At 63.2% G+C, this 25,097-nt stretch carries 26 protein-coding genes and 1 tRNA gene; 16 read left to right on the forward strand and 11 right to left on the reverse strand.

What is annotated here, in order from left to right; translation table 11 throughout:
* Nucleotides 1-49: 49 nt before the first annotated feature.
* Complete coding sequence (locus V9F06_10820) at nucleotides 50-1,141, forward strand: Gfo/Idh/MocA family oxidoreductase (GenBank protein ID MEI2618094.1); 1,092 nt, start codon at nucleotides 50-52, stop codon at nucleotides 1,139-1,141.
* Nucleotides 1,131-1,898: a hypothetical protein gene (locus V9F06_10825; protein MEI2618095.1), complete on the forward strand. Its 768-nt coding sequence runs from the start codon at nucleotides 1,131-1,133 to the stop codon at nucleotides 1,896-1,898. The genes V9F06_10820 and V9F06_10825 overlap by 11 nt, the downstream gene beginning before the upstream one ends.
* Before the next feature lie 199 nt (nucleotides 1,899-2,097).
* Here the strand turns inward: V9F06_10825 and miaA are convergent, their stop codons facing one another.
* A complete protein-coding gene (miaA, locus tag V9F06_10830) occupies nucleotides 2,098-3,027 on the reverse strand; it encodes a tRNA (adenosine(37)-N6)-dimethylallyltransferase MiaA (protein ID MEI2618096.1) in 930 nt (309 codons plus the stop codon).
* Nucleotides 3,028-3,164: 137 nt separating this feature from the next.
* Between miaA and mltG the strand changes: the two genes are divergently transcribed.
* Complete coding sequence (gene mltG, locus V9F06_10835) at nucleotides 3,165-4,214, forward strand: endolytic transglycosylase MltG (GenBank protein ID MEI2618097.1); 1,050 nt, start codon at nucleotides 3,165-3,167, stop codon at nucleotides 4,212-4,214.
* Nucleotides 4,215-4,218: 4 nt separating this feature from the next.
* A complete protein-coding gene (gene aroE, locus V9F06_10840) occupies nucleotides 4,219-5,058 on the forward strand; it encodes a shikimate dehydrogenase (protein MEI2618098.1) in 840 nt (279 codons plus the stop codon).
* A 46-nt stretch (nucleotides 5,059-5,104) separates the two neighbouring features.
* On the opposite strand, the gene V9F06_10845 is transcribed toward aroE, so the two are convergent.
* The gene (locus V9F06_10845; protein MEI2618099.1) at nucleotides 5,105-5,845 is read right to left on the reverse strand and encodes a DUF92 domain-containing protein; all 741 of its coding nucleotides are present in this window, start codon (nucleotides 5,843-5,845) and stop codon (nucleotides 5,105-5,107) included.
* 32 nt (nucleotides 5,846-5,877) lie between these two features.
* Nucleotides 5,878-6,132 carry a protein-L-isoaspartate o-methyltransferase 1 gene (locus V9F06_10850; protein MEI2618100.1) on the reverse strand — a complete coding sequence of 85 codons (255 nt, stop codon included), beginning with the start codon at nucleotides 6,130-6,132 and terminating at the stop codon, nucleotides 5,878-5,880.
* 55 nt (nucleotides 6,133-6,187) lie between these two features.
* Between V9F06_10850 and V9F06_10855 the strand changes: the two genes are divergently transcribed.
* From V9F06_10855 to V9F06_10880, 6 genes are all read left to right on the forward strand, one after another.
* Nucleotides 6,188-6,262 (forward strand) — tRNA-Lys (locus V9F06_10855).
* A gap of 128 nt (nucleotides 6,263-6,390) precedes the next feature.
* A complete protein-coding gene (locus tag V9F06_10860) occupies nucleotides 6,391-6,789 on the forward strand; it encodes a hypothetical protein (GenBank protein ID MEI2618101.1) in 399 nt (132 codons plus the stop codon).
* 133 nt (nucleotides 6,790-6,922) lie between these two features.
* Nucleotides 6,923-7,441: an Lrp/AsnC family transcriptional regulator gene (locus tag V9F06_10865; protein ID MEI2618102.1), complete on the forward strand. Its 519-nt coding sequence runs from the start codon at nucleotides 6,923-6,925 to the stop codon at nucleotides 7,439-7,441.
* Between the two features lie 30 nt (nucleotides 7,442-7,471).
* On the forward strand, nucleotides 7,472-8,743 hold the full coding sequence (locus V9F06_10870; GenBank protein MEI2618103.1) for a M20 family metallopeptidase: 1,272 nt from the start codon (nucleotides 7,472-7,474) through the stop codon (nucleotides 8,741-8,743).
* Nucleotides 8,744-8,940: 197 nt separating this feature from the next.
* Nucleotides 8,941-9,495 (forward strand): hypothetical protein, encoded by a 555-nt coding sequence (locus V9F06_10875; protein ID MEI2618104.1) that lies wholly within the window; start codon nucleotides 8,941-8,943, stop codon nucleotides 9,493-9,495.
* A complete protein-coding gene (locus V9F06_10880; GenBank protein MEI2618105.1) occupies nucleotides 9,496-11,115 on the forward strand; it encodes an SPFH domain-containing protein in 1,620 nt (539 codons plus the stop codon). It abuts the gene before it with no gap.
* Between the two features lie 87 nt (nucleotides 11,116-11,202).
* Here the strand turns inward: V9F06_10880 and V9F06_10885 are convergent, their stop codons facing one another.
* Nucleotides 11,203-11,661: a RidA family protein gene (locus V9F06_10885; protein MEI2618106.1), complete on the reverse strand. Its 459-nt coding sequence runs from the start codon at nucleotides 11,659-11,661 to the stop codon at nucleotides 11,203-11,205.
* Nucleotides 11,662-11,803: 142 nt separating this feature from the next.
* On the opposite strand from V9F06_10885, the gene V9F06_10890 reads away from it, so the two are divergent.
* Nucleotides 11,804-12,616 (forward strand): polyprenol monophosphomannose synthase, encoded by an 813-nt coding sequence (locus tag V9F06_10890; GenBank protein ID MEI2618107.1) that lies wholly within the window; start codon nucleotides 11,804-11,806, stop codon nucleotides 12,614-12,616.
* Nucleotides 12,617-12,766: 150 nt separating this feature from the next.
* On the opposite strand, the gene V9F06_10895 is transcribed toward V9F06_10890, so the two are convergent.
* From V9F06_10895 to V9F06_10905, 3 genes are all read right to left on the reverse strand, one after another.
* Entirely contained in the window at nucleotides 12,767-13,732 is a 966-nt protein-coding gene (locus V9F06_10895) for an ABC transporter permease (protein ID MEI2618108.1), read from the reverse strand.
* A 103-nt stretch (nucleotides 13,733-13,835) separates the two neighbouring features.
* A complete protein-coding gene (locus V9F06_10900; protein MEI2618109.1) occupies nucleotides 13,836-14,762 on the reverse strand; it encodes an ABC transporter permease in 927 nt (308 codons plus the stop codon).
* 76 nt (nucleotides 14,763-14,838) lie between these two features.
* A complete protein-coding gene (locus V9F06_10905) occupies nucleotides 14,839-16,659 on the reverse strand; it encodes a peptide ABC transporter substrate-binding protein (protein MEI2618110.1) in 1,821 nt (606 codons plus the stop codon).
* A 671-nt stretch (nucleotides 16,660-17,330) separates the two neighbouring features.
* On the opposite strand from V9F06_10905, the gene V9F06_10910 reads away from it, so the two are divergent.
* Nucleotides 17,331-17,945, forward strand: coding sequence for a hypothetical protein (locus V9F06_10910; GenBank protein MEI2618111.1), 615 nt, complete (start codon nucleotides 17,331-17,333; stop codon nucleotides 17,943-17,945).
* Nucleotides 17,946-17,954: 9 nt separating this feature from the next.
* Here V9F06_10910 and V9F06_10915 read toward each other — a convergent pair whose 3' ends face one another.
* The 4 genes from V9F06_10915 to V9F06_10930 all read right to left on the reverse strand — a co-directional run bounded on the left by V9F06_10915 (nucleotide 17,955) and on the right by V9F06_10930 (nucleotide 21,964).
* On the reverse strand, nucleotides 17,955-18,998 hold the full coding sequence (locus V9F06_10915; GenBank protein ID MEI2618112.1) for an ABC transporter substrate-binding protein: 1,044 nt from the start codon (nucleotides 18,996-18,998) through the stop codon (nucleotides 17,955-17,957).
* A gap of 149 nt (nucleotides 18,999-19,147) precedes the next feature.
* The gene (locus V9F06_10920) at nucleotides 19,148-20,944 is read right to left on the reverse strand and encodes an acetyl-CoA carboxylase carboxyltransferase subunit alpha/beta (GenBank protein MEI2618113.1); all 1,797 of its coding nucleotides are present in this window, start codon (nucleotides 20,942-20,944) and stop codon (nucleotides 19,148-19,150) included.
* A 68-nt stretch (nucleotides 20,945-21,012) separates the two neighbouring features.
* Nucleotides 21,013-21,780 (reverse strand): BtpA/SgcQ family protein, encoded by a 768-nt coding sequence (locus tag V9F06_10925; GenBank protein MEI2618114.1) that lies wholly within the window; start codon nucleotides 21,778-21,780, stop codon nucleotides 21,013-21,015.
* Nucleotides 21,781-21,784: 4 nt separating this feature from the next.
* Entirely contained in the window at nucleotides 21,785-21,964 is a 180-nt protein-coding gene (locus tag V9F06_10930; protein ID MEI2618115.1) for a hypothetical protein, read from the reverse strand.
* 78 nt (nucleotides 21,965-22,042) lie between these two features.
* On the opposite strand from V9F06_10930, the gene V9F06_10935 reads away from it, so the two are divergent.
* The 4 genes from V9F06_10935 (at nucleotide 22,043) to V9F06_10950 (ending at nucleotide 25,025) form a co-directional block, all read left to right on the forward strand.
* The gene (locus tag V9F06_10935) at nucleotides 22,043-22,438 is read left to right on the forward strand and encodes a helix-turn-helix domain-containing protein (GenBank protein MEI2618116.1); all 396 of its coding nucleotides are present in this window, start codon (nucleotides 22,043-22,045) and stop codon (nucleotides 22,436-22,438) included.
* 73 nt (nucleotides 22,439-22,511) lie between these two features.
* On the forward strand, nucleotides 22,512-22,961 hold the full coding sequence (locus tag V9F06_10940; protein MEI2618117.1) for a hypothetical protein: 450 nt from the start codon (nucleotides 22,512-22,514) through the stop codon (nucleotides 22,959-22,961).
* A gap of 28 nt (nucleotides 22,962-22,989) precedes the next feature.
* On the forward strand, nucleotides 22,990-24,681 hold the full coding sequence (ade, locus tag V9F06_10945; GenBank protein MEI2618118.1) for an adenine deaminase: 1,692 nt from the start codon (nucleotides 22,990-22,992) through the stop codon (nucleotides 24,679-24,681).
* On the forward strand, nucleotides 24,678-25,025 hold the full coding sequence (locus V9F06_10950) for a hypothetical protein (protein ID MEI2618119.1): 348 nt from the start codon (nucleotides 24,678-24,680) through the stop codon (nucleotides 25,023-25,025). The genes ade and V9F06_10950 overlap by 4 nt, the downstream gene beginning before the upstream one ends.
* The last annotated feature ends 72 nt before the right edge of the window (nucleotides 25,026-25,097 follow it).

Raw genomic sequence — 25,097 nt, forward strand, 5'->3', positions numbered from 1 at the left:
CGGATATGATCGCGACCCTGTCCACTATGGGACGAGGAGGTTCTGATCGATGGCAAGTTACACGAAACTGCGGGTCGGCCTGATCGGAGCCGGAACGATCGCGTTTAGCGCGCACCTTCCGGCTATTCGCCGGCTTCGTGACGAGGTCGAGCTCGTCGCAATCGCCGATATCCGCGTCGAAAACGCCGAGCGCGCCGCCCGAGAGTTCGGCGCAGAGGCGCACTACGCCGATTACCACGAGCTCCTGGCTCGCGGTGACCTCGACTTCGTTGATATCTGTACTCCTGAATTCCTTCACGCCGAGCAGACTGAGGCGGCCGCTGCAGCGGGGCTTCATGTTTTTTGCGAGAAGCCGATGGCCGCCAGCGTCGCAGAGGCCGACCGGATGATCGACGCCTGCAACCGCGCGGGCGTCAAGCTCATGATCGGTCACTCCCGCCGCTTCACGGGTCGCTACCAGCAGATTCGCGCGGCCATCGATCGTGGCGATCTCGGCGAGGTGCGCTACGTCCGGGAGAACGAACGCCGGCCACGCGCGATGTACGATGGGCTGCGGCTCGGGACTGGCTACTGGACTCCGGACGAAGGCAAGCCATGGCTCACAATGGCCGCCTACTCACAGGGCGCCGCGCTCACCAATGCCGTCCATGAGACTGATCTTGCTCGCTGGTTCGTCGGCCGCGCGCCGGTGTCGGTGTTCGCAGAAGCGCGCATCACCGAGCCGGGCGCCGAAGTCCCGGACATGATCTCCTACACCGTCACCTTCGAAGGTGGCGCGATCGCGGCGGCCGAGGTTGTCAACCAGCTCCCGCGCGGATTCCCGTACTTCCACATGATGGAGGTCCTCGGCACAAACGGGCGTATCCGCGCCACCGACCCACTGATGGCGCCGTTCACCGTTGCCGACGATCGAGGCTTGAGCCAGCCGCTGAACTTCGGCACGCTACTTCACGTCGATTCGGCCTATGCCACCGAGTTGGCCGGCTTTGTCCGGGCGATCCGCGAAGACGACGCAGTGCCGATGCCCGCTGAACAGGCCCGTGGCGCGATCGAGCTCTCGGTCGCCGCAGTACGATCGAGCCAGACCGGCGCTCCCGTCTCGTTGCCGCTGGCGCTGAAAGAGGAACCGCATGTCGGGTAATGCTGGCTGGACGATCCTCGGCGATACGGGCCTCGCCCGCCTGCTGCGGCACGCGGCCCGTTATGTCGATACAAACCATCCGCTCACGATCGCGACTGAAGCAGGCGACGCCCCCGCCGACGCCATCGGCGTCGGTCCCGGCGTCTATGCCTCATCAATCCGACACGTTGTCCCATTCTTCACCGCCTTTGAGGCCGTTGAGGAAATTCAACGCGCGATCGCCGAGGGTGAGGTCGGGAGCGTCTACGGATGCTACGCCAGCATGCGTATTCCTCGCGGTTCGTCGCCGGAAGCGCTTATCGCCGGCGGTGTCGGCCCAGTCCTCGCCGTATGCCGGGATCTTCTTCCTGACCCGGTCGCGCGTGTCTGGGCAACCCGGGCGTCGCTGTTTGGCGAAAACGACGCATGGTTCATCACGCTCCGGCTCGCCAACGACGCCATCGTCACGATCGAGGCGCTCGCTTCAGCCGGGGCGTCCGCACGCGAGCTGCTGGTCGAGGTGACTGGTTCCAACCAGGTGTTGCGCGCCGAGCCGACAACGCAGGGGATTCGTGTCGAGCCGCTCGGGAACGAAGCCATGGTATGGCCATGGTGGGAGGATCTTGCCGAACGGTGTCTGGCGCTTATCGACCGGCGCGCCACGGCAGGCCGTTGGCTCGACGGCGACGACCTTCGCGCCGTCTGGAATGCTGTGCAGCAATCGGCAGCGACCGGTAAGGCCGTCGACCTGCATCCGCACCAGGCCCAGCCGGGCTGAGGCTTCTGCCAGACAGCCACGGGATTCCTTACGTCCTTCGCTGCCGATCCGCCCGCCAGGCAGCGAAGGACCGGCGGCACACGATCGATGGCCGCACTGCCAGCGCTGCTCACCGACGCGCGCGGCGAACTCCGGCAACGCCGCGACTGGCTCGGACCGCGATACTCAACCTGTTCCGCGGCTCTGGATCCGCCGCCGGCTACTGGCGTTCCGTCAGAAATTCGCGCGTCATCCGCACTGCCACGTCGTCGAAACCGTCCACCGAACTATCGAGCCACTGGACGTCGACGAAGCGTCGGAACCACGTCTCCTGGTGGCGAACATAGGCGTGCACCATCGTCTGTGTCTGCCGAATCGCCTCGCCGATCTGCAATGTCCCATCCAGTACCGCCAACGTCTCTCGGTAGCCATGCGCGCTCATCGCTGGTGTCGCCGCCGTTACGCCGCGATCTCTCAGCCGGACGACCTCGTCAAGCCAGCCCGCTGCGTGCATCGCCTCGACCCGCCGATCGATACGTTCATAGAGAAGTTCGCGATCGCTCCGAAGCCCGATGATCAGAAACCGCCACGGGGGAGCATGGCTCGCGCTCACCTCACTCATCGGCCGGCCCAGTGTCTCGCTCACTTCCAGCGCTCGAATCATTCGACGCCGATTGTGCCGCCCAATGCGCCCCGCCGACACCGGGTCCTTCTCGATCAACCTCTCGCAAAGCGCCTCCGTCGAGAGGTCTTCGAGCCTCACTCGCAACTCCTCGTTCGGCGGCACTTCGGGTGGCCGCCATCCCTCGAGAAACGCGCGCAGGTACTGTGGGGTCCCGCCGGTCACGATCGGAGCGTGGCCTCGCCCAGCGACCTCCTCGACAGTCCCATTGACGAGCGTCAGAAAGCGACCCAGCGAGAATGGCTCGGTCGGCTCGAGAATATCGATCAGATGGTGCGGCACGCGCATCTGTTCCGCGACAGTCGGCTTGGCGGTGCCAATATCCATGCCCCGGTAGAAGTAGCGCGAATCAGCGTTGATAATCTCCCCGCCGACCGATTCGGCCACCTTAAGCGCCAAAGCAGTCTTGCCGGTCGCCGTCGCGCCCAGAATGACAACGACGCGCAGCCCCGGTGTCAGCGCACGCACGTTGCTCCCCTCGGAGACGCGCGCATCGGTCGCTCCGTTCGTCCGTGCTAGACTTCCCCCGCTATCTGCCATACGCTCGAGTCTGCCCCCATCGGCTACACCCGCCTGCGGGACTACCCCTGAAACTGGATACATTTGTGACATCACGCACCCGGCAACTCATCGTGATCGGCTCCGTTATCGTCCTCGCCCTGGCGATTGTCTTTGTCACCCAGATCATCATCGTGCGCGCCCTCGACAACCCGGACACGACGACCGGAGAGAGCGTCTATTTCACCGTCGATCAGGGCGAATCAGTAGATTCTATCGCCGACCGCCTCAAGACCGACGGGCTGATCCGCTCGCCCGCGTACTTTCGCTTTCGGGTTCGCATCGCCGGCCTCGGCAGCGACATCATTGCCGGCCGCTATCGGATCGATTCGACGATGTCGACGACGCAGATCATCCATCTCATCACCTCTCGCGAGGCTGCGCTCGCTCAGGAGGTTCAGGTTCGCTTCGTCGAGGGTTGGCGCACCGAGCAGTACGTAGAGGCGCTCACCAACGCGCATGTCATTGCTTCCGCCGATGACTTCATGACGGCGACTCGCGAGCAGAAGTGGAACGACAAGTTCGCATTCCTCCACACCCGACCGAGTGGAGTTGCGCTGGAGGGCTATCTCTTTCCCGACACGTACAATTTCCGGCTCGACTCAAGCCCGGAGGATGTCCTGACGACGCTGCTCAATACGTTCCAGGAGCGCGTCCATCCTGAAACCATCACCGAAACCGACCAGATGGGTCTCACGCTTCACCAGGTCATCACGATAGCCTCGATCATCGAACGCGAGGCGGTTTTGCCGGAAGAGCGGCCGATCATTGCATCGGTCTACTACAACCGCATCGAGCAAGGGATGCCACTTCAGGCAGATCCAACCGTGCAGTTCGAGCTCGGGCGACCAGGAAACTGGTGGCCGGAACTGACCCCCGACGACATTCAACAGAACGGGCGCTACAACACGTACCTCAACCCCGACCTGCCACCGGGCCCAATCTGCAATCCGGGCCTCGCATCAATCGAGGCCGCACTTCGGCCGGCCCAGACAAACTACCTCTACTTCGTCGCGCGTGGCGACGGCTCCCACGCATTTGCCGTCACAGCCGAAGAGCACCAACAGAACGTCGACAAGTACGTGAAGGGACACTGAGTCGGTGTCAGACAGTCGCCGCATCGGGCTGATCGGAGATCCGGTCGAACACTCGCTTTCGCCTTTCTTCCAGCAGCCTGCGCTCGATTCGCTTGGTCTGGACATTCGCTACGAGCTCTGGCCGACACCGCTAGCGGCACTGCCAGGCCGGCTTGACGATCTTCGCGCAGGTCGCGCGCTCGGCGCGAACGTCACTGTCCCACACAAAGAGGCAGTGTTCGCCGCTATGGACGACGTCAGCGATCTGGCTCTCCGGGCGGGCGCGGTCAACACGATCGTCCCGCGCAACGGCCGTCTATTTGGCGACAACACCGACATCCACGGCTTCGTTGTGCCGTTGCGGGAACGCGAGGTTCGATTCGAGGAGTTGGACGCGATTGTGCTCGGCGCTGGCGGCGCCGCCCGAGGGATTGTTGTTGCGCTGCTCAACGCGGGCGTTCGCCGCATCCATGTCCTCAACCGAACCATCGCTCGGGCGGAACACCTCGCCGCGGCGTTGGGTGACGACCGCGTCAGGTCTGCGACGTCCAATCAGGCGCAGGCACTCGCATCCGATGCCGGCCTGATCGTCAACGCGACATCGATCGGCTGGCAGGGACACGATCTACCGCTCGACCCCGCGGCCTTCGGCGTCATGCCTCCGGCGGCAATCGCCTACGACCTGACCTATCGCGAGACTCCGTACCTGCGCGCTGCCCGCGCGGCCGGCCTCGCAACGATCGACGGCCTACCGATGCTCGTCCACCAGGGCGCTCGCTCGTTCGAGCTCTGGACCGGCCAGCCAGCGCCGATCGATATCATGTGGAGCGCTGCTCTCGCAGCCCGCGCGGCGCGGGGCGGCTGACGACGTTCGCCGCCATCAACCGATCTGAAACAGGTCAGGCCATCGTCTATCGACCGAGAGTACCTCCGACGAGTGCGCCCGAGAACGTGCAGAGGACGTTCACCACGTCGTTGGAAATCCCCGGCCATCCGCCGACAACGACCGTCGACTCACCGCAACGGTGGACCTTCGCCTCGGTCGGCTTCTCGCAGCGCGGGCACCAGCGGCGCTCCTGGACTAGCTCGCCAAGCACGCTATCCATCAGCGACCCAGCCATGCCGGCCAGGAGGACGACACCTCCATTGCGCCAGGCATGGGGCCATGTCTTGCTAACTGCAACAGTCGTTAGTCCGAGAAGTCCGGCCCCTGCCAGAGCGCCAGATAACCCGCGTGTTGTTACCCCGCCAGAAGTCCCAGCGACCACCGGCCTCCGCGAAACAATGAGGCGCGGTCGGGCTGACGAAGTCGCCCCGATTTCCGTTGCCCAGGTGTCGGCTGTTGCTGCCGCGAGAGACGCGGCTACCGTCAACAACGCCCGGCGGTCACATGCCATCGCCGTGGCAGCCGCGACACCACCATTGGCGAGCACCTGTATCATGTCGCGCTGACCGCCCCTTGCGGCGATTTCCTGCTCTGGCGAAAGCCGCGAGAGCAGACTGGAAGACACGAAGAACGCTCCGAGCAACACCCCGCCGGGCCAGGATAGCCGGCCGAGAATCGACGTTCCCACGACGGTTGCCGTCACAGCTCCGCTCGGCGCGAGGGCCCGTGCTCGCCAACCAGCCAGGCTAATGGCGGTGGACGCCATTCCGGCGATAGCCAGGCGCTTCCCTCGTGACACTAGCGTCCCGGTCGAGGTCGCTGCATCAGCACATACTCGTCTACCCGCACCTCGAAGATCCAACCAGCGACTTCAGCAAGCGCGGGGCTACTCATCTCGGAATAATGAATGATGACCGTCTGCCCCTCGACATCCTGCTCGTCGGTTGAGTTCAGCGCGAACGGGTGCCGGGGGCTGCCCACGACGACTCGCGGCCCGCCGACCCTTTCGACCGCCACCTGGATCAACCGCAACGCCTCGGCTTCAACCAGCATCCCGCCCCCTTCATTCGCCTCTAGATGGCCCGAACGCCAATGCTATACTTTCCGCGGCCCCGTAGCTCAGCGGCAGAGCAGTGGACTTTTAATCCATGGGTCCTGGGTTCGAATCCCAGCGGGGTCACCAGGGTCGCCGCTGGGAGCAACCCGTATGGCTACTGCCGGCCATCCGGCGTGCGTCTGCTCTCTCATCCACGGGCTGCCTCCCGTGTCGGCCGCCAGCGATGTTGTACCGGATCGACCAGGGGAGGCGACGTGGAGGTTTCCATCCAGATGATGATTGCCGATTATCTCCACGAGCTCGCCCGCTGGCGTGAGGCTCGCGCCGAGGAATATGACCGCGACGTGCGCAATCTGCGCTCCGCCGCCGGCCTCCAGGCATTCGCAATCTACATTCTTGATCTGCCCGACGACGATCCGCGACTCGTCGAGTTCGCTCGCCTCGCAATGCACGGCGGTCGTTTCGACCCGGGCCAGCAGGCGCACTTCGCGATGGCTCGCTATCACTTTCATGAGGAGATTACGTCCCCATCCGCCTTCCTCGACCGGATTATCGAACTCCAGCGCGCTGATGTCGTGGAGGATGGCCACTTCGGTGGCCGGCTGCCAGACGGGGACGATCCCTGGAGCCAGCGGCCGGAAACGGGCGGCTGACCTGAGCTTCGTAACCCCCGCGCTGTCACCTTTGGCTATCCGCGCTACAATGGCCCGGATCAGCACGATCGTTTGAACGTCGCGGGTCGCCCGGATGTCCGTGGCGAGCCAGCGCATGTGAGGAGACACTTCGATGGCACGACCGGTGGATATCCTCGACCGCGCCATCATCAAGCGATTACAGGATGACGGTCGGATGTCCAGCGCCGAAATCGCGCGACAACTGGGCGTCGCCGAGCGGACTGTGCGCGCTCGCATCGATCGGCTGGTCAGCGACAAGGTGATTCGGCTGGTTGCATCGATCGTCCCATCCACCGTCGGCTATGCCGTCACCGCCGACGTCTTTCTCGAGGTCGAAGCCGGCCGCATCCAGAGCGTCGCGTCCCTCATCGCGGCCAAGCCCGAGGTCGGCTACATCGGCTTGACGACAGGCGACCGCGATATCTCACTCCAGATTCACGCGGAGTCTGTCGAGAAGCTCTACGATTTCGTGACCAAGGAGCTCGGCACAATCTCGGGGGTTGTCCGCACGAACACGTTCATCATTCCGAAGATTCTCAAGACACACTTTGACTTCGTCGGGCCGGGCATGCGCATCGATGAGGAATCGGAGCGCGAAGCAGACTTCGGGCCGCGCCGCATCGGCAGCTGATGACCCGGAAACAGAATGGGAGAGTAGAGTATGTCGCTGTCAGAAACGATCACCGTCACACCGGAGCTCGACGCATGGCTGCGCGAGACACGACGCATGATCCACGTCAACCCCGAGTTGCTCTGCGAAGAGGTTGCCACCTCTGAGCTCGTCCAGAAGCATCTGAAAGAGGCCGGCGTCACGTTCCGTAAGGGAGTTGGCGGCGACGGCCGGCCACTCTACATGGACGCTGAAATGATCAAGCGTGCCCAGATCAAGACCTTCCCGATCACCGGCGGCACCGGCGTCCTCGCGGAGATCCGCGGCACACGCGGCGCTGGCCCTGGCAAGTGCGTGCTCTTGCGCGCCGATATGGACGCGCTGCCGATGGACGAGATCAACGACGTTGAGTACAAGTCGCGCAACCCCGGCAAGATGCACGCATGCGGCCACGACTGCCACACGACCATCCTGATGGGCGTCGCAGAGATCCTCCAGAATATGAGCCACCTCTTCGATGGCACCGTCAAGCTCATGTTCCAGCCCGGGGAAGAGGGCGCTGGCGGCGCGGTCGCAATGATCCACGACGGCATCCTCGACAACCCGCCAGTGGATGCTGCGTTCGCGCTTCACGTGTCGACTGAGCACCCGGCCGGCCACGTGTCAACCGGCCCTGGGCCACACGCCGCAGCCGCCGATACCATCGAGATCAACGTCACGGGCAAGGGTGGGCATGCCGCCTTCCCACACACCACCATCGATGCCACCTACGTTGCCGCCCAGATCCTCATCGCGCTCCAGTCGATCGTCAGCCGAGAGGTGAATCCCATCGACACCGCGGTAGTGACAATCAGCACCCTCCACGCCGGAACCGCTAGCAACGTCATCCCCCAGACAGCGCAACTCACCGGCACCGTGCGAACATACAACCCGGAGATCCGCGACCTCATCCAGCAGCGCATGAACGAGATGGTGCCAGCTATCGCCGCGGCCCACCGCGCCGAAGCCGAGCTGATCTATTTGCGCGGCTATCCTGCCATGGTCAACGACCCGGCTATGACGCAGTTGGCGACCGACACATGCGTCGAGCTACTGGGCGCTGACCATGTTCATCACGGCGCGCCGATCATGGCCGGCGAGGACTTCGCCTACGTCCTCGAACGCGCCCCGGGCTGCATGGTCTCACTCGGCGTTCGTAACGACGAGAAGGGCATGATCTACCCGCCGCATCATCCCCGCTTCGACGCCGACGAAGACGCTCTCGCTGTCGGCGTCCGCGTGCTCTCGGCCATCGCTCTGCGGTACCTCGGCGCGGACATCTAGCAGCGCAATTTGCTGGGCTGGGCGTGACCTTCCTGGCCACGCCCAGCCCAGCCGCCTCCATTCAAGCCACCGTGCGACCGAATAGGTTAAGATCAAGCGCTGATATGTGCTTGTCGCTGCGCAGGCCGGGCGCCGACCATGCCCGACCCCGTCACTGCACCCGGACAGCCGCGTGACTGGCAGAACGGAGTCTTGCCGTGCTGCTCTACTTCGCCATCGCCCTTGTTGGGGCGCTTTTTCTGATCGGGTCAGTCATGCTCGGCGAGGTATTCGACTTCTCCGGAGATCACCCCGACAGCTTCGATGGTGACGCCCACCCACTCTCTGGCAAGACGATTGCCGTCGCATTGACCGCATTCGGCGCCACCGGCATGATCACGACTCAGTACGGCTGGAGCCCACTGATGAGCGCGCTCACCAGCGCCATCGCCGCGCTCTTCCTCGGCGCTATCGCCTGGTGGGTCATCAACTCGCTCTATCGAGCCACAGCGTCGACCGACGTCAATATGGCCTCCCTCGTCGGACGACGCGGCCAGGTCACGATCGGGATCCCGGTCGGCGATGTCGGCGAGGTGCTCGTGACCGCAGCCGATAGCACCCGCCAGCTGATCGCCCGCACGAGCGACGGGTCCGCGATCCCCGTCGGCATCAGTGTCCGAGTCATTGAGACACTCGGCAGCTCCGTCCTTGTCGAACGCATCGAACCGGCGGCTGCACCAGCGGACGCCACCAGCGAAAGCAGGAGCAGCTAGATGGACTACATCGTCGTGACGCTCGGCGTCCTCTTCGTTCTTGCCGCGCTGGCCGGCCTGGTCGCGCTGGTCAACACCAACATCATCAAGGTTCCGCCAAGCACCGTCGCCATCTTCTCCGGCCGCAAACGCATCATCGACAATCCGGAGACCGGGGAGCGACAGACGGTCGGCTACCGCATTATCAAGGGTGGCTCGAGTGTTCGAATCCCGATCCTTGAACGGGTGGATTACCTCTCCCTCAACGTCATCACCATTCCGCTGAAGATCCAGTCCGCATACACCAAGGAGGGCGTGCCGGTCGCAGTCGACGCCGTCGCGAACGTCAAGGTCGGCTCCGACGATTATTCGATTGGCAACGCCATTGAGCGCTTCCTCAGCATGGATCCCGATCAGATTCGCAACGTCATCTTCCAGACGATGGAGGGCCATCTTCGCTCCATCCTTGGCACGCTCACCGTCGAAGAGATCAACACCGACCGGCAGGCTTTCGCCCAGCGAATGACGGCGGAATCCGCGCAAGACCTTCGTCGGATGGGTATCGATATCGACGTACTGACCATTCAGCAGATCAGTGACCCGAATGGATATCTGGACGCGCTCGGCCAGCGGCGCACCGCCGAGGTCAAGCGCGACGCCGAGATCGGCCGGGCCGAAGCCGAACGCGACGCTCGCACTCGTTCCGCGCTGGCGATGCAGGCCGCCGCAACCGCCGAGGCCCAGGCCGACGCGCAGATCTCGTCCGCTCAGCGGGATACCAATGTCGCCAAGGCCGGCTTCGACGCCTCCGTCCAGGCGGAACGCTCGAAAGCATCACAGGCCGGCCCGCGCGCCGAAGCAGAGGCGCAGCGCGAAGTCGTCATCGCCCAGCAGCAGGTCGAGCTGGCTCGCACCGAGGCGTCCATCGCGGTTCAGGAGATGGAAGTCAAGCGCAAAGAGCGCGAGCTGGAAGCGACGGTCCTCAAGCAGGCCGACGCTGAGCGCCAGGCCACCATCGTCACAGCTGAGGGCGCGAAGCAGGCCGCCATTCTGCAGGCGGAGGGCGATCGCCAGGCGACAGTCACCCGCGCAGAGGCACAATCGCGCGAGCGCGAACTGCTCGGCGCTGGCGAAGCGTCCCGCATTCGTCAGGAAGGCATCGCTGATGCCGACGCCAAGAAGGCGTTGGCGGAAGCGCTGCAAGCCGAGCTAACGGCCGCGGCTGAAGGTGCCCGTGCCAAGCTGCTGGCCGAGGCCGAAGGCCGCCGGGCGGCCCTTTTCGCCGAGGCCGACGGCAAACGCCAGATGGCCGAGGCGCTCAACGCCTACGAGGCGCGAGCGATGCAGCTCCTGATGTATCAGACCTTCGTCGAACAGTTGCCGAAGATCGTCGAGGCTGCGGCTTTGCCACTCTCGACCATCGATCGTGTCGTCATGATCGACAGCGGCAACGGCGCGAGCGATGGAGGCGGCGCGATCGGTCGCTACGCCAACGAGCTCCCATTGATCGTCGAACGGATGACTGAGAGCTTTGCCGCCGTCACCGGCGTCGACCTCAAGCAGGCATTCGCCGATCGTGTCGGAGGCGGCCCTCCCGCATCCGCCCGAACGATCATCGATCCCACCGACGACGAGAAGTAAGACATCGATCCCACCGCGGCTATCAGCCCCTGGTCAGGGGACAATAGCCGCGATGGGGTCAGTCCTCGCAACCGGTGACTGAGTCGTCTATTCGACTTCGAGAATCACTTCGATCTCCACCGGGATATTCCCGGGAAGCCCAGCCATCCCGACCGCCGAGCGGGCGTGCCGGCCGGCGTCGCCGAAGACCTCAACCATCAGGTCCGAGAATCCATTCATAACCTTCGGCTGATCCCCGAATCCCGGCGCGCAGTTCACCATCCCCAGCACCTTGACCACTCGCCGCACGCGATCGAGATCTCCCAGCGCGTCCTTCGCGGTCGCAAGCAGATTCAGGCCGGCGATACGCGCCGCCTGATATCCCTCATCAATCGACACATCCGTTGGAACCTGCCCGACGAAGGCGTACTCACCATCCCGCGATGGCCCGGTGCCGGAGAGATAGAGCAGATTTCCCGTCTGGACATACCGGACGTAGTTTGCGACCGGCGACGGACCCTTCGGTAACGTGATGCCCAATTCCTCAAGCCGCTGCTCGATGACCACACTCGCTCCTGACCGTGCTCGTTCCGACAATCGACAGTGATATCTTCGCCGACGCTAGGTATCCTTGGCAATCGTCTTGCGTGTTGCTCGTGAGGCAGGTGCTGTCTACGGGCAGCCGCGAATGGATTCGGGATTGAGGACAATGGACAACAACCTGCGTCGCGAACGCCGAGCCCCCAACCGAGGCCTGTATCCCGAAGTCGGCTCGGCGCGTCCGCTCATCATCATTCCTACCTACAACGAGCGTGACAACATCAGCGAGATCCTGCCTCAGATCCTCCATTACCCTCAATTTCAGGTGCTGGTCGTCGATGACAATTCATCCGACGGCACCGCCGATAGCGTTCGCGCAGCGATGCTCGATTTTCCCGATCGGATCCACCTCATCGAGCGCGAAGGCAAGCTCGGTCTTGGCACTGCCTACATCGCAGGGTTCCACTGGGCCCTCGCCCGCGAGTACACGCACATCTTCGAGATGGACGCCGACTTCTCGCACCATCCTGCCGCGCTGCCTCGGATGCTTCATGCCAGCCGGCAGGCCGATCTCGTAATCGGCTCTCGCTATGTGCCTGGCGGGCGCACCGTGAATTGGTCGCCCGTTCGTAAGGTTATCTCCCGCGGCGGCTCGCTCTACGCGCGCACCATCCTCGGGCTGCCCATCCGGGATCTGACCGGCGGGTTCAAATGCTTCCGCCGCCACGTCCTCGAATCCATCGACCTCGACAGCGTCGAATCAACCGGATACGCGTTCCAGATTGAGTTGACCTATCGTGCCGCGCTGGCCGGTGCGACGATTGTCGAGATTCCGATCACCTTCTCCGAACGTCTCCACGGGACATCCAAGATGAGCTCAACGATCTTCTTTGAGGCAATGTATCGGGTGCTGCAGCTTCGCCTTGAGGCTGGAAGTGGCTGGGCTACCGGCGCCGACACTCTCGGCGTCCCGGTGGATTGATGTCTCGCGATCTCGAACCCGGGTAGCACTCGGGGTCTGCTTAGCGGAAACTCCACGCTGGAGACCTCGCGCATCGACGGTGAGATCGACAACCTCGACACGCACTATGCGAACGCGCTCGCCCAGAACAATCACACGGATGAGGTTCGGTCAGGACTGCTGCGTGTCCTTGGGATCGAGCGCGTCACGCAACCCATCGCCGAGGAAGGTGAAGGCGAGCATGATCCCGGCGATCAGCAACGACGGCATGAGCACGAATTCTGATCGACCGAGGATAGCCGGGAAGCTGTCGTAGACCATCTGTCCCCAACTCGCCACGGTCGGCTGAACGCCCAGCCCGAGGAAGCTCAGCGATGCCTCGGCAAGCACGTAGGCGGGAATCTCGAACGCGATCGCCACGACTAGCGGCGCGAGGCTGTTCGGCAGGATGTGCTTGAGGATGATCCGCGAGGGCGGCGCGCCGATCGCCCGTGACGCTTCGACATACTCCCGTTGCTTGACCGTCAGTACCTGGCCACGGACGAGACGCGCCATATCGGTCCAGCCAACGATGGCGAACGCGGTGAACAGCATCACCAGCCCGCCCATGAGATGTCCAAACCAGCTATCACGCAAAATGGTCGCCAGGACGATGAAGAAGAGGAAGGCGGGAAACGCGTAGACGGCGTCGACCATCCGCATCAGCAGATCGTCGACCCAGCCGCCTGCCCAGCCGGCGGTCAGGCCAACCAGAGCGCCGATCACGGTGACGATTGCGGCCGGCACCAGTCCAACCGCCAGGCTGACCCGCGCGCCGTAGATGAGCCGACTCAACACATCGCGCGCCAGCATGTCAGTGCCGAGCAGGTAGCGCGGGTCGTTCCCCGCCGCCCAGAAGGGAGGCGAGAAGGGCAAAGCCGTAGGGGACGCGGAGTTCGGGTCGTGGGGCGCCAGGAGCGGCGCGAACAGCGCGACCAGCCCCAGTGCCACGATGAAGACGACACTGGCAACGGCGGCTTTGTTCCGGCGTAGCCGCTTCCAGGCGTCCGACCAGAGCCCTCGCTGTGACGATCGTACATCGCCCCTGGCCCCGATCCGTTCGTGCTCGTCAATATCGGCGTTTCGAGCACCCGCCATTCGCTAGACCCTTTCTCGTCGGACCCCACATGATCCCTCGCGCCCCACGCCGTCCCGTCATCAAACACCGATCGACGCGCGTCAGCCGGAAATTGATATGCATCTAGCGATTCTTTACCCGCGGGTCGATCAGCCCGTAGGTGATGTCGACGAGCATGTTTCCGAGGATGATGAAGAAGGCGTAAAGAAGCGTCACCCCCATGATCACCGGATAGTCGCGTGAGGTGATGCTCGTGATATAGAGCCGCCCCATGCCGGGCACGTTGAAGATCTGTTCGATGATGATCGTCCCGGTGACCAGTGCCGCGATGGTTGGCCCCATGATCGTCACGACAGGGATGAGCGCGTTGCGAACGACGTGGCGAGCAATGACGACTCTCGTGCTCAGTCCTTTGGCCCGCGCAGTCCGCACATACTCATGATGCAACTCTTCAAGCATGGCCGCACGCGTCAGGCGTGCCAGAAAGGCCGCCGAACCAAGACCAAGGACGATACTCGGCAGGACGTAGTTACTCCATTGGCCCTTCCAGAGGATGCTGACCCAGCCGAGCTTGACACCGAAGATCACGAGCATAAAGACGCCAATGACGAAGTTGGGGATCGCGTAGCTGGCGGTAGCTCCGATAAGGCTTATGTAGTCCACCCAGGTATTCTGTTTCGTTGAAGCCAGGATGCCTAGAGGAATGCCCACGATCACCGCGAAGAAGAAGGCGCCGAGTCCGACCGACGCGGAGTACGGGAACCCACGGGCGATGATCGAGAAAGTACTACTCCCCTGCTGCGCGAACGAGGTGCCGAAGTCGAGTCGCACTACGTCCCTGAGATAGAGTAGATACTGCTCGTAGAGTGGTTTGTCGAGCCCGTATTTGTGGTTGAACGCAGCCTGAAGGGCGGGATCGAGCCGCTTCTTTCCCTTCATCGCATCCCAGGGGCCGCCCGGGGCGAGGTGCATGAGCACAAAGGTGACACTGATGACGATCCAGAGCACCGGGATTGCCGCCAGCACACGCCGAATGATGAACCCAACCACGAGGCGATCACTCCCTCATCTCAACAAGGGGCGACACACGGTCTCGCGCATCGCCCCAAATCTGAAATCGCGGCTGCTAGTGCTCGACGACGTACATCGCACCGGGGCCGAAGACCATGTTGTAGTAGAACCCATACGTCTGCGACGCGCCGGTGGAGTAACCCCTCACGTAGGGCTTGACGAGCGTCAGATCCGCGCCGTGCATGTAGAAGAGAGCGGCAGCCATCTCCGCCAGATATGCGTCCGCTTTCGCGTACAGCGCCGCCGCCTCATCTCCCGAAAGCCGGTCTGCCTGGTTGACGAGGTCGTTGAACTTCGGATCGTTCCAGCCACGTGACGCGAACGGCGAGTCGTTGCCAAACAACAGGCTCAGCCAGTTCTGTGCGCTCGGATAGTCCTGCCACCAGACGCTGGTCGTTAACTGGAGCTCTGGATCTTTCTCATCGAACATCTTGCTGAGCTCGACCGAGTCAATCCCGCTCGGCACGATGTTGACACCCAGAACCTGCTTGAACTGATCGGACCAGAAGAGCGCGTCTTTCTTCGACAAGTCGTCGCTGCCATCGAAGTAGAGCTTGATTGCAGGGAAGTCCTTGCCACCCGGATAGCCCGCTTCCGCCAGGAGTGCCTTTGCCCTGTCCGGATCGTAGGCCTGCTGGTACTCCGTCTGGTATCCGGGAATGCCAGGATAGAGGAGTGTGCCGGCCGGCTGTCCCGCGCCGGAATTCACCTGCTGGATGTAGAGCTCTCGATTCATCGCGGACGCGAATGCCTGACGAACCTCCAGGCTGTCAAACGGCGGGTCTTCCATGTTGAGGTAGAGCCACATCGTGGACGGGCTAAGCAGCTCGATCAGATCTGGCTTGAGAACCGGATTACTCAGCACTTGCGGATACTGCGACGTCGATAGCGCATAGATATCCAGCTCGCCAGTCTGATACGCGAGGAGAGCCGTTGCCGATGACGGGATGATCTTCAGTGTCAGCTTGCTGATTCCAGGCTTGCCAAGCGGGAAATGCGGGTTTGGCTCAAACACCCACTCCTGGTTGGGGGTGTACTTGGTCACCCTGAACGGGCCGTTGCCGAGGTAGGTATCAGGATTTTTCCACCAGCCCCCAGGATCGCTTTCAACGAGATCTCTTCGCACCGGATCTGTCATCCAGAGCGTCAGGACATACGGGAAATAGCCGGCCGGATGCGAGATCTTGATCTGGAGTGTGTCCTCGGCGATCGCCTTGATCGACTCCTCAACCGCCTGCCGCAGCTCGTTCATCTGGTCCTGAGAGACTGAACTCTCATCCGCGCTGCGCCAATCCTGGCAGCCAACAATATCGAAGAATACGTTCGAGTAGCTGCCGGCCACTACGGGGTCACAGACGCGCTGCATCCCGAAAGCGTAGTCACCGGCCGTGACCGCGACGCCATCGGAGAAGAACGTCTTGCGCAGCTTGAATGTGTACGTCATGCCGTCGTCGGACAGTTTCATGTTCTCAGCAGCGTACTGCGCAACCCTGTTGTCAGGCGTCAGCGACAGTAGTGGCATGAAAACCAGCGGGTAGATGTTGCCCCACGAATCAACTGCCGGATCGGCGCTGGGGATGTCCGACGACATTTGATAGGTGAGAGTCGCATTAGGAAGTGCCCCCGGCTGGCTGCCCCCATCTTGTGGCACCGGCGGCGCAAGCTCGACGACATCGTGTAGCGTAGGGATGTTTGGGTTCCCTGTCGCGGACGCGATAGCGGCAGCCGTAGCATCCTTCGTGTCGGTTGTTGGACTTTGCGCCGGTGCTGGCGTCGTCTTGGACCCACCGCAAGCAGCCAGCAACATGCCCCCGATAGTCAGGACCGCGACGATCATCCACAGTCGACCGCGGCGCTGTCTCATCTGCTCGTTCATAATCTCTCCCCCACGAAACTCTTCGCACGACCATCGCGGTGACTGTTCATCCCTCCAACACGCCGGTCCAGGCTACTCACCCGTCACGCCCACCACCAGAGCGCCACACCCCCGGGAGCAACCCGAATCGCGGATTACACGCAGCGCCGGCTCGGCGTCAACGCCGGCCGTACGAGACACCGGCGTATTGACCGCACGCCGGTGGGAATCCTGGTATTACTTGGTTGTTGAACAATTCAGCCGGTGATCGGCTCGGGCCGAGATACTGGCGCTGACATCCCCCTGTGACACGTGCTGTCTGATGGGCAACACGGCGACCGCAACCTAGCACGGTCGAACATCCGCGTCAACAACCCTCTCCATGACGATCTGGTCACTCATGGCTGGATCTGGCATCGACGGCGCCGGCGGGAATCGTGCAGTTCGGTGTGGATCCACCATTCCTGTCCGGCGCGGGGGTAGCCGGTCTGAGTTTCACTACGGCCGTCGGCTTGGGTGTCTTCATGTGTCGCGGTTCGCGGGCGGTCCCGTCCCCTTCGACCTCCACGCCATACGAACAACCACGACTGGACCTCGTCCCGGATGGACGTCGAGATCGGAACCCCGGTAGACTGGCCCTTTGCGCCATTGATTGTTGCCGGCGTCATCGGTTTCACATCAGGAGACTAGTGTTGAGGATCACGTTCTTCGTCAACAGTATCGTCGGTTATGTCGATAATCCGTCCGCGCTCTACACTCGCGCCTTCGCGAACAGCCTCGCCACGCTGGGCAACGATATCCGGGTTGTCGAGGAACGCCAGAATGAGATGCTTACCCGGACTCTCCGAACAACCGGATCCCGGGCATCGCGCCACGTCTACGAACGCTTCCCGCTGCTGCAACACAGCACCTACGATCCGCGGACTGGCGCCCCACTTCTCGAATGGCTCAGTCGCGAGGTGTCGCTGATCGACATTGCCATCGCAGTTCAGGGGGTCAACACGGAGCTCACACGATGGATCGCCAACATCTCCCGCGAGGGGCTCACCCGCGCGTTTCTCGTCTGGGAACCCGAAGCGCTCGATGAGAGTGACATTGTTGCGCTGGAGTTGGAGAAGTTCGATATCATCCTCGCCCCAACGCCGATTGCCCGTCTCCCCTCGCTCGCAGTGCAGCCATCACTCGCCGAGCAGGATCTCATCGACGATATCGATCTCGCCCTTGCCGGCCCTCTAAGCGATAACCTCGCCGATGCCGACGCTGCGGCGGCAACCTTCGAGCGCGATTTCGCCGCGCTCATCAGTTGAGCGCGAGCCCTACTGCGATTTGAGAGAAAGCCAGTTTGCGAATTGCTTGTCGACAGCTTCCTGATGCTTGAACCACCAGTCAAAGTCGACGATGAACTGCAGTTCCCGGTTCGCCGGAAACGACGGTAGCTCGCGCGCGACGGCCGGATCCATCAGTTTGAATGCGCCCGCATTCACCGGCCCGAACGGCGCCAACGAGGCAAATGCCGCGCACACCTCCGGGCGTGTCGCGAAGTTGATGAAATCCATCGCGACGTTGCGGTTCACGCTCCCCTTCGGGATCACCCATGCGTCCCCGGATAACGCGCCACCGTTCCAGCTGATATCGACCAACACTCCATCCTGCCTGACTCGCTCGACGCGTGAATGCCATGCCGCGGCCATGCTGACATCCCCGGTATTCAGCAGTTGGGCTGGCTGTGCGCCCTGCTCCCACCAGAGCGTGACCGCGTCGCGGATACGCTCCAGTGAAGCAAGCGCGCGATCAACGTCCAGCGGGTACAGATCCCCCAGCGCGACGCCATCGGCGATCAGCGCAAACTCCAGCGTTGTCTGTGCCTGCTGATGGAGCCCTCGGGCGCCCGGATAGCTTGCCAGATCCCAGAAATCAGACCATCCGCTCGGGGCTGGCTCATCGGGCCAGGTACCCTGGCGATAGGCAAGCACCGTCGAGTAATACGCCGACCCAATCGCATGGTCGAACTGAATCCCGTGTTCGATCCCGGTTGTCTGGATGACGTTGTAGTCGAGCTCGTCGAGAACTCCGAGGTTGGCGAGCGGCAACACATCTTCAAGCAGGATATCGCAGACATCCCACTTCACCACCGACGACTCGACCTGTGACTTCAACGAATCGATGTCGGTCTTTCCAACTGTCACTTTCGCGCCAGTGAGCCGCGCGAACGGCTCAAAGATCGCCAGTTGCTGCGCGAGCTGATAATCCCCTCCCCAGCTTGTGACCGTGATCTCCCGGCCCTGCCAGATCATCGGGTTGTCGTACCCCGCAACAGCCGGAACCACCACCTCGGTTGGCTCCGTTGTCGGTGTCGCCACCGGCGGCGGCGTCCCCACGCCCGGTGTCGCTGACCTCTCCGACCGACACGCTCCGAGAAGCCCCATCCCCGTCAGCAGCCCGGCCATCCGAATGAAGTCACGCCGGTTTTGACGGTGCTGGAGGGCAGGCTTCCACCTGTCTGACGCCGTCACCCCGCATCATCCTCGTCTTCAGTGACCGATTCCACATCATCACCCCCAACGAGCCGGCCACGAATCGAGCCGACCGTCCGCGCCACAAGCCCGCCAAGCTCGACCGCCTCCCGGCTGACAAACTCGCGCCAGTACGTATTGACCTGGCCCATCTGGCGAAACTTCCGGTAGCGCTCCGTCGCTAACTTGCGCCCGCTCGTCCCCTGAATCTCCGCCAACGCTGCCACCAGCGCGTCACGAACCAGTGCCGCCGCGAGATCCGGATCAGTGTGCGCTCCGCCAGCTGGTTCACGCACGAGAACATCGGCCACCCCGAGCCGCCTACAATCGGCGGCGGTGATCTTCAATCGCTCAGCGACCTCCGGCGCACGCTCGACATCCCGATAGAGGATCGCCGCGGCCCCTTCTGGCGCGATCACGGAATAGATCGCCCGTTCCTGCATCAGTACCCGGTCAGCAACACCAAGTGCCAGCGCGCCGCCGCTTCCGCCTTCGCCGATAATGATCGAGATCACGGGAACCGGCAGCGCGCTCATTTCAGCCAGACATTCACTCAACGCCGCCGCGAGGCCACGCTCCTCGGACTCGATCCCAAGGAACGCGCCGGGGGTATCCACCAGCGTGACCAGCGGGCAGCGCAAACGCTCCGCCAGCCGCATCATTCGCAGTGCCTTGCGGTATCCCTCTGGAAGAGCCTGACCGCCACGGCGGGCAGGATCGCCGTGACCCCGCTCCAATCCGACGAGCACAACGCCCCGGCCGGCGATCTCACCAAGGCCGGCAACGACCGCTGGATCGTCGCCATAGACTCGATCACCATGAAGCTCGATAAATTGCGGGCTGAGACGCTGAATATAATCCAGCGCCGTTGGGCGATCCGGATGCCGCGCGATCTGAACGGCGTCCCAGGCCGGCCGCTCGTGGGAAGGCGGGGTGCGCGTCTGCGGCGCACTGACGGTCACCCGCGCGTCCGCCGCCAGCAACCTCAGGGTCGTCGCGAGCACATTCCGCATTCGCGGGCGCTCGACAATATCATCCACGAACCCGCGAGCGAACAGGAACTCGGCACTATGCGATCGACGGACATCATCGTCCGACCCATCCTTGGACACCCCCTTGATGACACGCGGGCCGGCGAACCCGATCAGCGCCTCCGGCTCGGCCAAGAGGATGTCCCCCTGCGAGGCAAACGACGCGTAACCTCCGCCAGTCGTCGGATTCGTCAGAATCGAGATGTACGGCACATGCGCGTCGTGCGCCCGACGCGCTGCGGCTGCTGTCTTCGCCATCTGGACCAGGCTGAGCATGCCCTCCTGCATCCGCGCGCCACCGCTTGCGGTGATCGTCACGATCGGGATCTTGCGATCGGTCGCCATTTCGAATGCCTGTGCGACCTTCTCGCCGACGACCGAGCCCATGCTCCCGCCGAGGAAGCCGAAATCGAGCACCGCGATCACGACCTCACGGCCCTGAATAGTCCCTCGGCCGGTCACCACGGCTTCCGCCAGCCCAGTCTTTGCTCGCGCTCGCTGAACGCGATCGCTATACGGCTCGAGGTCCGAGAAGCCCAACGGGTCAACCGACACGAGGCGCGCGTTCGTCTCCTCGAATGTCCCAGGATCGATCAGGTTTCGGATGTGTTGCATCGCCGGGATCGTCGCGTGAAATCCACAGGCAGGGCAGACCCGAAATCGGGTCCAGAGATCGGTGTCACCGACCTGTTCCGCGCACCGCGGGCATCGCTCGACCACGATGTCTTCGACGCTCGCAGCCCGCTCGGATGACACGCTCATTCGCCCACCTCTTAGCTTCCCAATTGTGATTGCGCAGATCGTAACAAATAGAGCTGGTCAGGCACTCCCTATTCGGAGAGTCGCCATCGTAGCGCACGAACTCGCGCCACATCTACAGGATTCGCAACCAGGCCATCGACCTTCAGCCACGACCCGACAATCACTCCCGCAGCGGGTGGGACGTAGTCCGTCACGTTCGCGTCGCTAATTCCCGAACCGACGTAGACTGGCGCCGATGTCGCAGCGACAGCCCGCCGAACATCCTCCGGCAACGCCGCAGACCCGGTCGCTGTCCCGGTCACAATAACCGCGTCCGCCAACCCCCGCTCGACCGCGTCAGCAACCGCCTGCTCCATGCTCTGTGAGCCGAGCGGCACTGCGTGCTTCACGAGCACATCTGCGAGAATCCGGATATGCTCAGCGTTCAGCGCCCGGCGCAGCCGCAGCGTCTCGGCTGCCCGACCGGTGATAATTCCCTGATCGGTCAGCATCGCGCCACTGTGGACATTCACTCGAATGAAGTTCGCCCCGCTGGCAACCGCAATCGCCAGAGCGGCGCTCGCGTCGTTCCGCAATACATTGACGCCGATCTCGACCGGAATATCGGCGCGCAGCTCGCGACAGATCGCCGTCATCGCCGCCACACTGATCGCCGGCACGCTGTCGGAGAAGAATGGCACGTCATGAAAATTCTCGATAATGACCCCGTCAGCGCCGCCCTCGAGCAACGCTCGCGCGTCTCGTCGCGCCCACGCCAGACATTCGTCCAGTCCCTGATGTGATCGAGGGCTTCCTGGAAGAGGCGGCAGGTGGACAACGCCGATCAGTCGCGCCATTGGGTCAGCTCATGCTCAGGTAGCCGAGCGCGAACGCGCCGGCCGCCACAAACAGCATGACCCCCGCGAAGAACGTGTATCCGCCGCGGTCACGCCGCGCGCGCTTCGTCTTCGCGACGTACTTCGTCCAGATGAGCGAGATCGCGGTGATCAACGCGGCGCCGGATAATCCAAAGTAGACCATTCCCGGCCCCTTCTCCCAACTATGTCGCCAGCGGATATTATAGCCAGCAGCCCCGCAGGTCGATCGAGGGAGGCAGAAATGCAAGCCGGAGAACCGCGATTCAGCCTGGCCGAGCTCGAGGAGTCGAGCGGGCTGAATACACGCACCATCCGTTTCTACATCGAGCAGGGTCTCGTCCCGCCCGCCCTCGGCCGCGGCAGATCGCGCTACTTCACTCCCGACCACCTTCGCATCCTCGCCGAGATCGCGCATCTTCGAGACCAACGTCTGAGCCTCAACGAGATTCGCGCCCGCCTCACGATCGCCGCTACCCCCACTCAGCTCGATAGCGAGGAGTGGCGTCGCCTGCGCCTGCATCCGGACCTGGAGCTCCACGTGCGGGCCGGCGCGCCGGAGGGCATCCTCCAGCTGGCTGCGCGCATCACTGCGCTCGCCGCCGAGTGGATCGGAGACGACGAGATCCACCCGGACTGATCCTCGGCAATCCTGCGCCGCGTACAATTGACGCTGGCGACGTGGCGTCCAGCTACCTGGCGGAGATGACGACGTGAGCGAATCCGGACACTATCTGGCGCTGGAGATAATCACGAGCGTCTTCACCGAAGCCGGCTTTTACGCGTATCGCACGCTCGACGATGAGAATCGCTGGAGCGTTGCTATCGACATCGAAGAGGGCCACATTGATGTTCGGATCGGCCCGGATGGCTACGACCTCGATGTCTGGGCTGTTTCGCCCGGGTTGTTCGTCGACGAGGAAGATTCGCGCCGTCGCCACGCGCTGGAGCGACTGGCTCGCATCTCGATCCCGGGCCTTCGCCGTGGCTTCCTTGAGGAGAATCAGACCCTGGAGTGGAGCGAGCGCGATCTGGGCCTGTCCTTGCGAGCATCGTTCAGTGTGCCTTTCTCGGCCGCCTCGCGCTTGCCCGGGCTGGCGCTCGAACAGCTCGGTGAGCTGAACAACCATCTGCGAACGATCGAGCGACGCATCGGCAGCTAGCGTCATGCACGGATTCAGGATGGGCGGAATGAGCGACACGTTAGCGCAGTGGCAGCGCGCAATCCGCATTGCCCGGCAACAGGAACCGGCCGACCTTTGCCTTCGCGGCGGCACGGTGATCAACGTCTTCACCGGCGAGCTCGAACGCTCCGATGTCGCTATCGCTGACGGGCGAATCATCGGCGTCGGCGATTTTCCCGACGCTATCAACACTGTGGACGTTCAGGGCGCGCTCCTCGCGCCGTCGTTCATCGACGGCCACATTCACACCGAGAGCTCGCTGCTCTGGATCACCCAGTTCGCCCGGGCAGTCGTGCCCCATGGCACCGGCGCGATCGTCACTGATCCGCATGAAATCGTGAACGTCGCCGGCCTGGCGGGCTTCGACGCACTCGTCGCCGCCAGCCGTGACCTCCCGATCGACATCCGGTTCACCGTCCCATCCTGCGTCCCTGCCAGTCCGCACGAGACAGCCGGCGCAGTGATGACGCCTGCGAACATCGCCACCGGACTTTCGAGCAATGCCACCGTCGGTCTCGGCGAGCTGATGAGCTTCCCTGGCGTGCTGGCTGGCGATCCCGAGATCTACGAGCGACTGCGCGTGTCGGCCGGCCGCCTGCGCGACGGTCATGCGCCCGGACTACGCGGTCATGACCTGGATGCCTACGCCCTCTCCGGCATCACCAGCGACCATGAATCTTCCGTTCTGGAGGAGGGTCGCGAGAAGCTCCGGCGTGGCATCTTTCTGATGCTCCGCGAGGGCTCCAGCGCCCGCAACGCGCTCGATCTCCTGCCGCTCGTTGACGACATCACCTGGCCACACTGCTGTTTCGCCAGCGACGACCGCGACTGCGCGATGCTGCTCTCCGATGGCCACATGGACGCTACGCTGCGCAAGGTCGTTGCCGCCGGCCTCGACCCTGTCCGCGCGATTCAGATGTCGACGATCACGGCGGCGACCTACTGGCGGCTCGACAATGTCGGCGCGATAGCACCGGGATATTGGGCCAACATCGTCGCCCTCGACGATCTCACGACTTTCAACGTCGCGTCCGTTTTCTATCGCGGCGTGCGCGTCGCCAATCAGGGCGCAGCGGAATTCGATGTCAAGACCGATATTCCCGATGAGCTACGCAACTCCGTCCACATTCACGACCTGACCGCCACCGATATCCGGCTGCCGGCCGACACGGCTCGCCTCGCCGTTGGCGCGATCGACGGCCAGATCGTGACGCGGCTCTGCGAGGTCGAGCCCGAGCTTGATGGCAACTTCGCCGTCGCCGCTCCCGACCGCGATCTCCTGAAGCTTGTCTGCGTCGAGCGGCACCATGCGACCGGGAACGTGGGCGTCGGGTACGTCCAGGGATTCGGGCTACGATCCGGGGCGCTCGCGTCGTCCATCGCGCATGACGCTCACAACATCGTCGCCGTCGGAGCCAGCGACGAGGACATCCTCACCGCTATCCGCGCTGTCGCGGAGACTCAGGGCGGTCTCGCAATCGTTCGCGACGGCCAGCTGGTCGACCGCATGCCTCTTCCCATCGCCGGCATCCTCAGCGACGAACCGCTGGAAGTCGCGGCGGCGACCTACGAGCGGCTTGAACAACACGCCCGCGATCTCGGCTCGACATTGCATTCGCCCTTCGGCCTTCTCGCGTTTCTCGCGCTCTCCGTCATTCCCGAGGCGCGCGTCACCGATCAGGGGTTCGTCATCGTATGAGCGCTGAGACGTCCAAACGCCGCCCTTCTGGAGAGATCGACGAGCTTCTCGTTCAGTCCATCGGTCGTTGGGGCTTTCTCGTCGCGGCGCTCGTCATCGTCTACGACATCCTGTTGCTGCGCGGCTACCCGTTCCCATCTGCCATCGAGAATCTGCGCAAGCCGGCCTATACCATCGCCGCCGTCCTGCTGGTGATCGCCGTCATTGTGATCACGTTCCTCGGCTACCGGCTGATCACAATGCGCGTCGCGACGACCCGGCGGCAGATCTATCCCGTGTTCCTACCGGCAACCGCGCTGTTGGCGAGCGTCATCGGCGTCTTGCTGATGACCGTTCCCAAGTAGCGGCGAACCTTGTGTTCACCCCTCCCGGCATCGGTCTCGTGTTCGCCACTCCCCGCGTAAACGCTATGTTCG

The sequence above is a fragment of the Thermomicrobiales bacterium genome (assembly GCA_037045155.1).
Taxonomy (GTDB): domain Bacteria; phylum Chloroflexota; class Chloroflexia; order Thermomicrobiales; family CFX8; genus JAMLIA01.

Excerpts from the sequence above, each read along its gene's own strand:
- V9F06_10820 (MEI2618094.1), top strand. The coding sequence starts at position 50 with ATGGCAAGTTACACGAAACTGCGGGTCGGCCTGATCGGAGCCGGAACG.
- V9F06_10825 (MEI2618095.1), top strand. The coding sequence starts at position 1,131 with ATGTCGGGTAATGCTGGCTGGACGATCCTCGGCGATACGGGCCTCGCC.
- V9F06_10845 (MEI2618099.1), bottom strand. The coding sequence starts at position 5,845 with ATGGCGTCCACCGCCATTAGCCTGGCTGGTTGGCGAGCACGGGCCCTC.
- V9F06_10850 (MEI2618100.1), bottom strand. The coding sequence starts at position 6,132 with ATGCTGGTTGAAGCCGAGGCGTTGCGGTTGATCCAGGTGGCGGTCGAA.
- V9F06_10865 (MEI2618102.1), top strand. The coding sequence starts at position 6,923 with ATGGCACGACCGGTGGATATCCTCGACCGCGCCATCATCAAGCGATTA.
- V9F06_10870 (MEI2618103.1), top strand. The coding sequence starts at position 7,472 with ATGTCGCTGTCAGAAACGATCACCGTCACACCGGAGCTCGACGCATGG.
- V9F06_10880 (MEI2618105.1), top strand. The coding sequence starts at position 9,496 with ATGGACTACATCGTCGTGACGCTCGGCGTCCTCTTCGTTCTTGCCGCG.
- V9F06_10890 (MEI2618107.1), top strand. The coding sequence starts at position 11,804 with ATGGACAACAACCTGCGTCGCGAACGCCGAGCCCCCAACCGAGGCCTG.
- V9F06_10895 (MEI2618108.1), bottom strand. The coding sequence starts at position 13,732 with ATGGCGGGTGCTCGAAACGCCGATATTGACGAGCACGAACGGATCGGG.
- V9F06_10905 (MEI2618110.1), bottom strand. The coding sequence starts at position 16,659 with ATGAACGAGCAGATGAGACAGCGCCGCGGTCGACTGTGGATGATCGTC.
- V9F06_10920 (MEI2618113.1), bottom strand. The coding sequence starts at position 20,944 with ATGAGCGTGTCATCCGAGCGGGCTGCGAGCGTCGAAGACATCGTGGTC.
- V9F06_10925 (MEI2618114.1), bottom strand. The coding sequence starts at position 21,780 with ATGGCGCGACTGATCGGCGTTGTCCACCTGCCGCCTCTTCCAGGAAGC.
- V9F06_10930 (MEI2618115.1), bottom strand. The coding sequence starts at position 21,964 with ATGGTCTACTTTGGATTATCCGGCGCCGCGTTGATCACCGCGATCTCG.
- V9F06_10935 (MEI2618116.1), top strand. The coding sequence starts at position 22,043 with ATGCAAGCCGGAGAACCGCGATTCAGCCTGGCCGAGCTCGAGGAGTCG.
- ade (MEI2618118.1), top strand. The coding sequence starts at position 22,990 with ATGAGCGACACGTTAGCGCAGTGGCAGCGCGCAATCCGCATTGCCCGG.
- V9F06_10950 (MEI2618119.1), top strand. The coding sequence starts at position 24,678 with ATGAGCGCTGAGACGTCCAAACGCCGCCCTTCTGGAGAGATCGACGAG.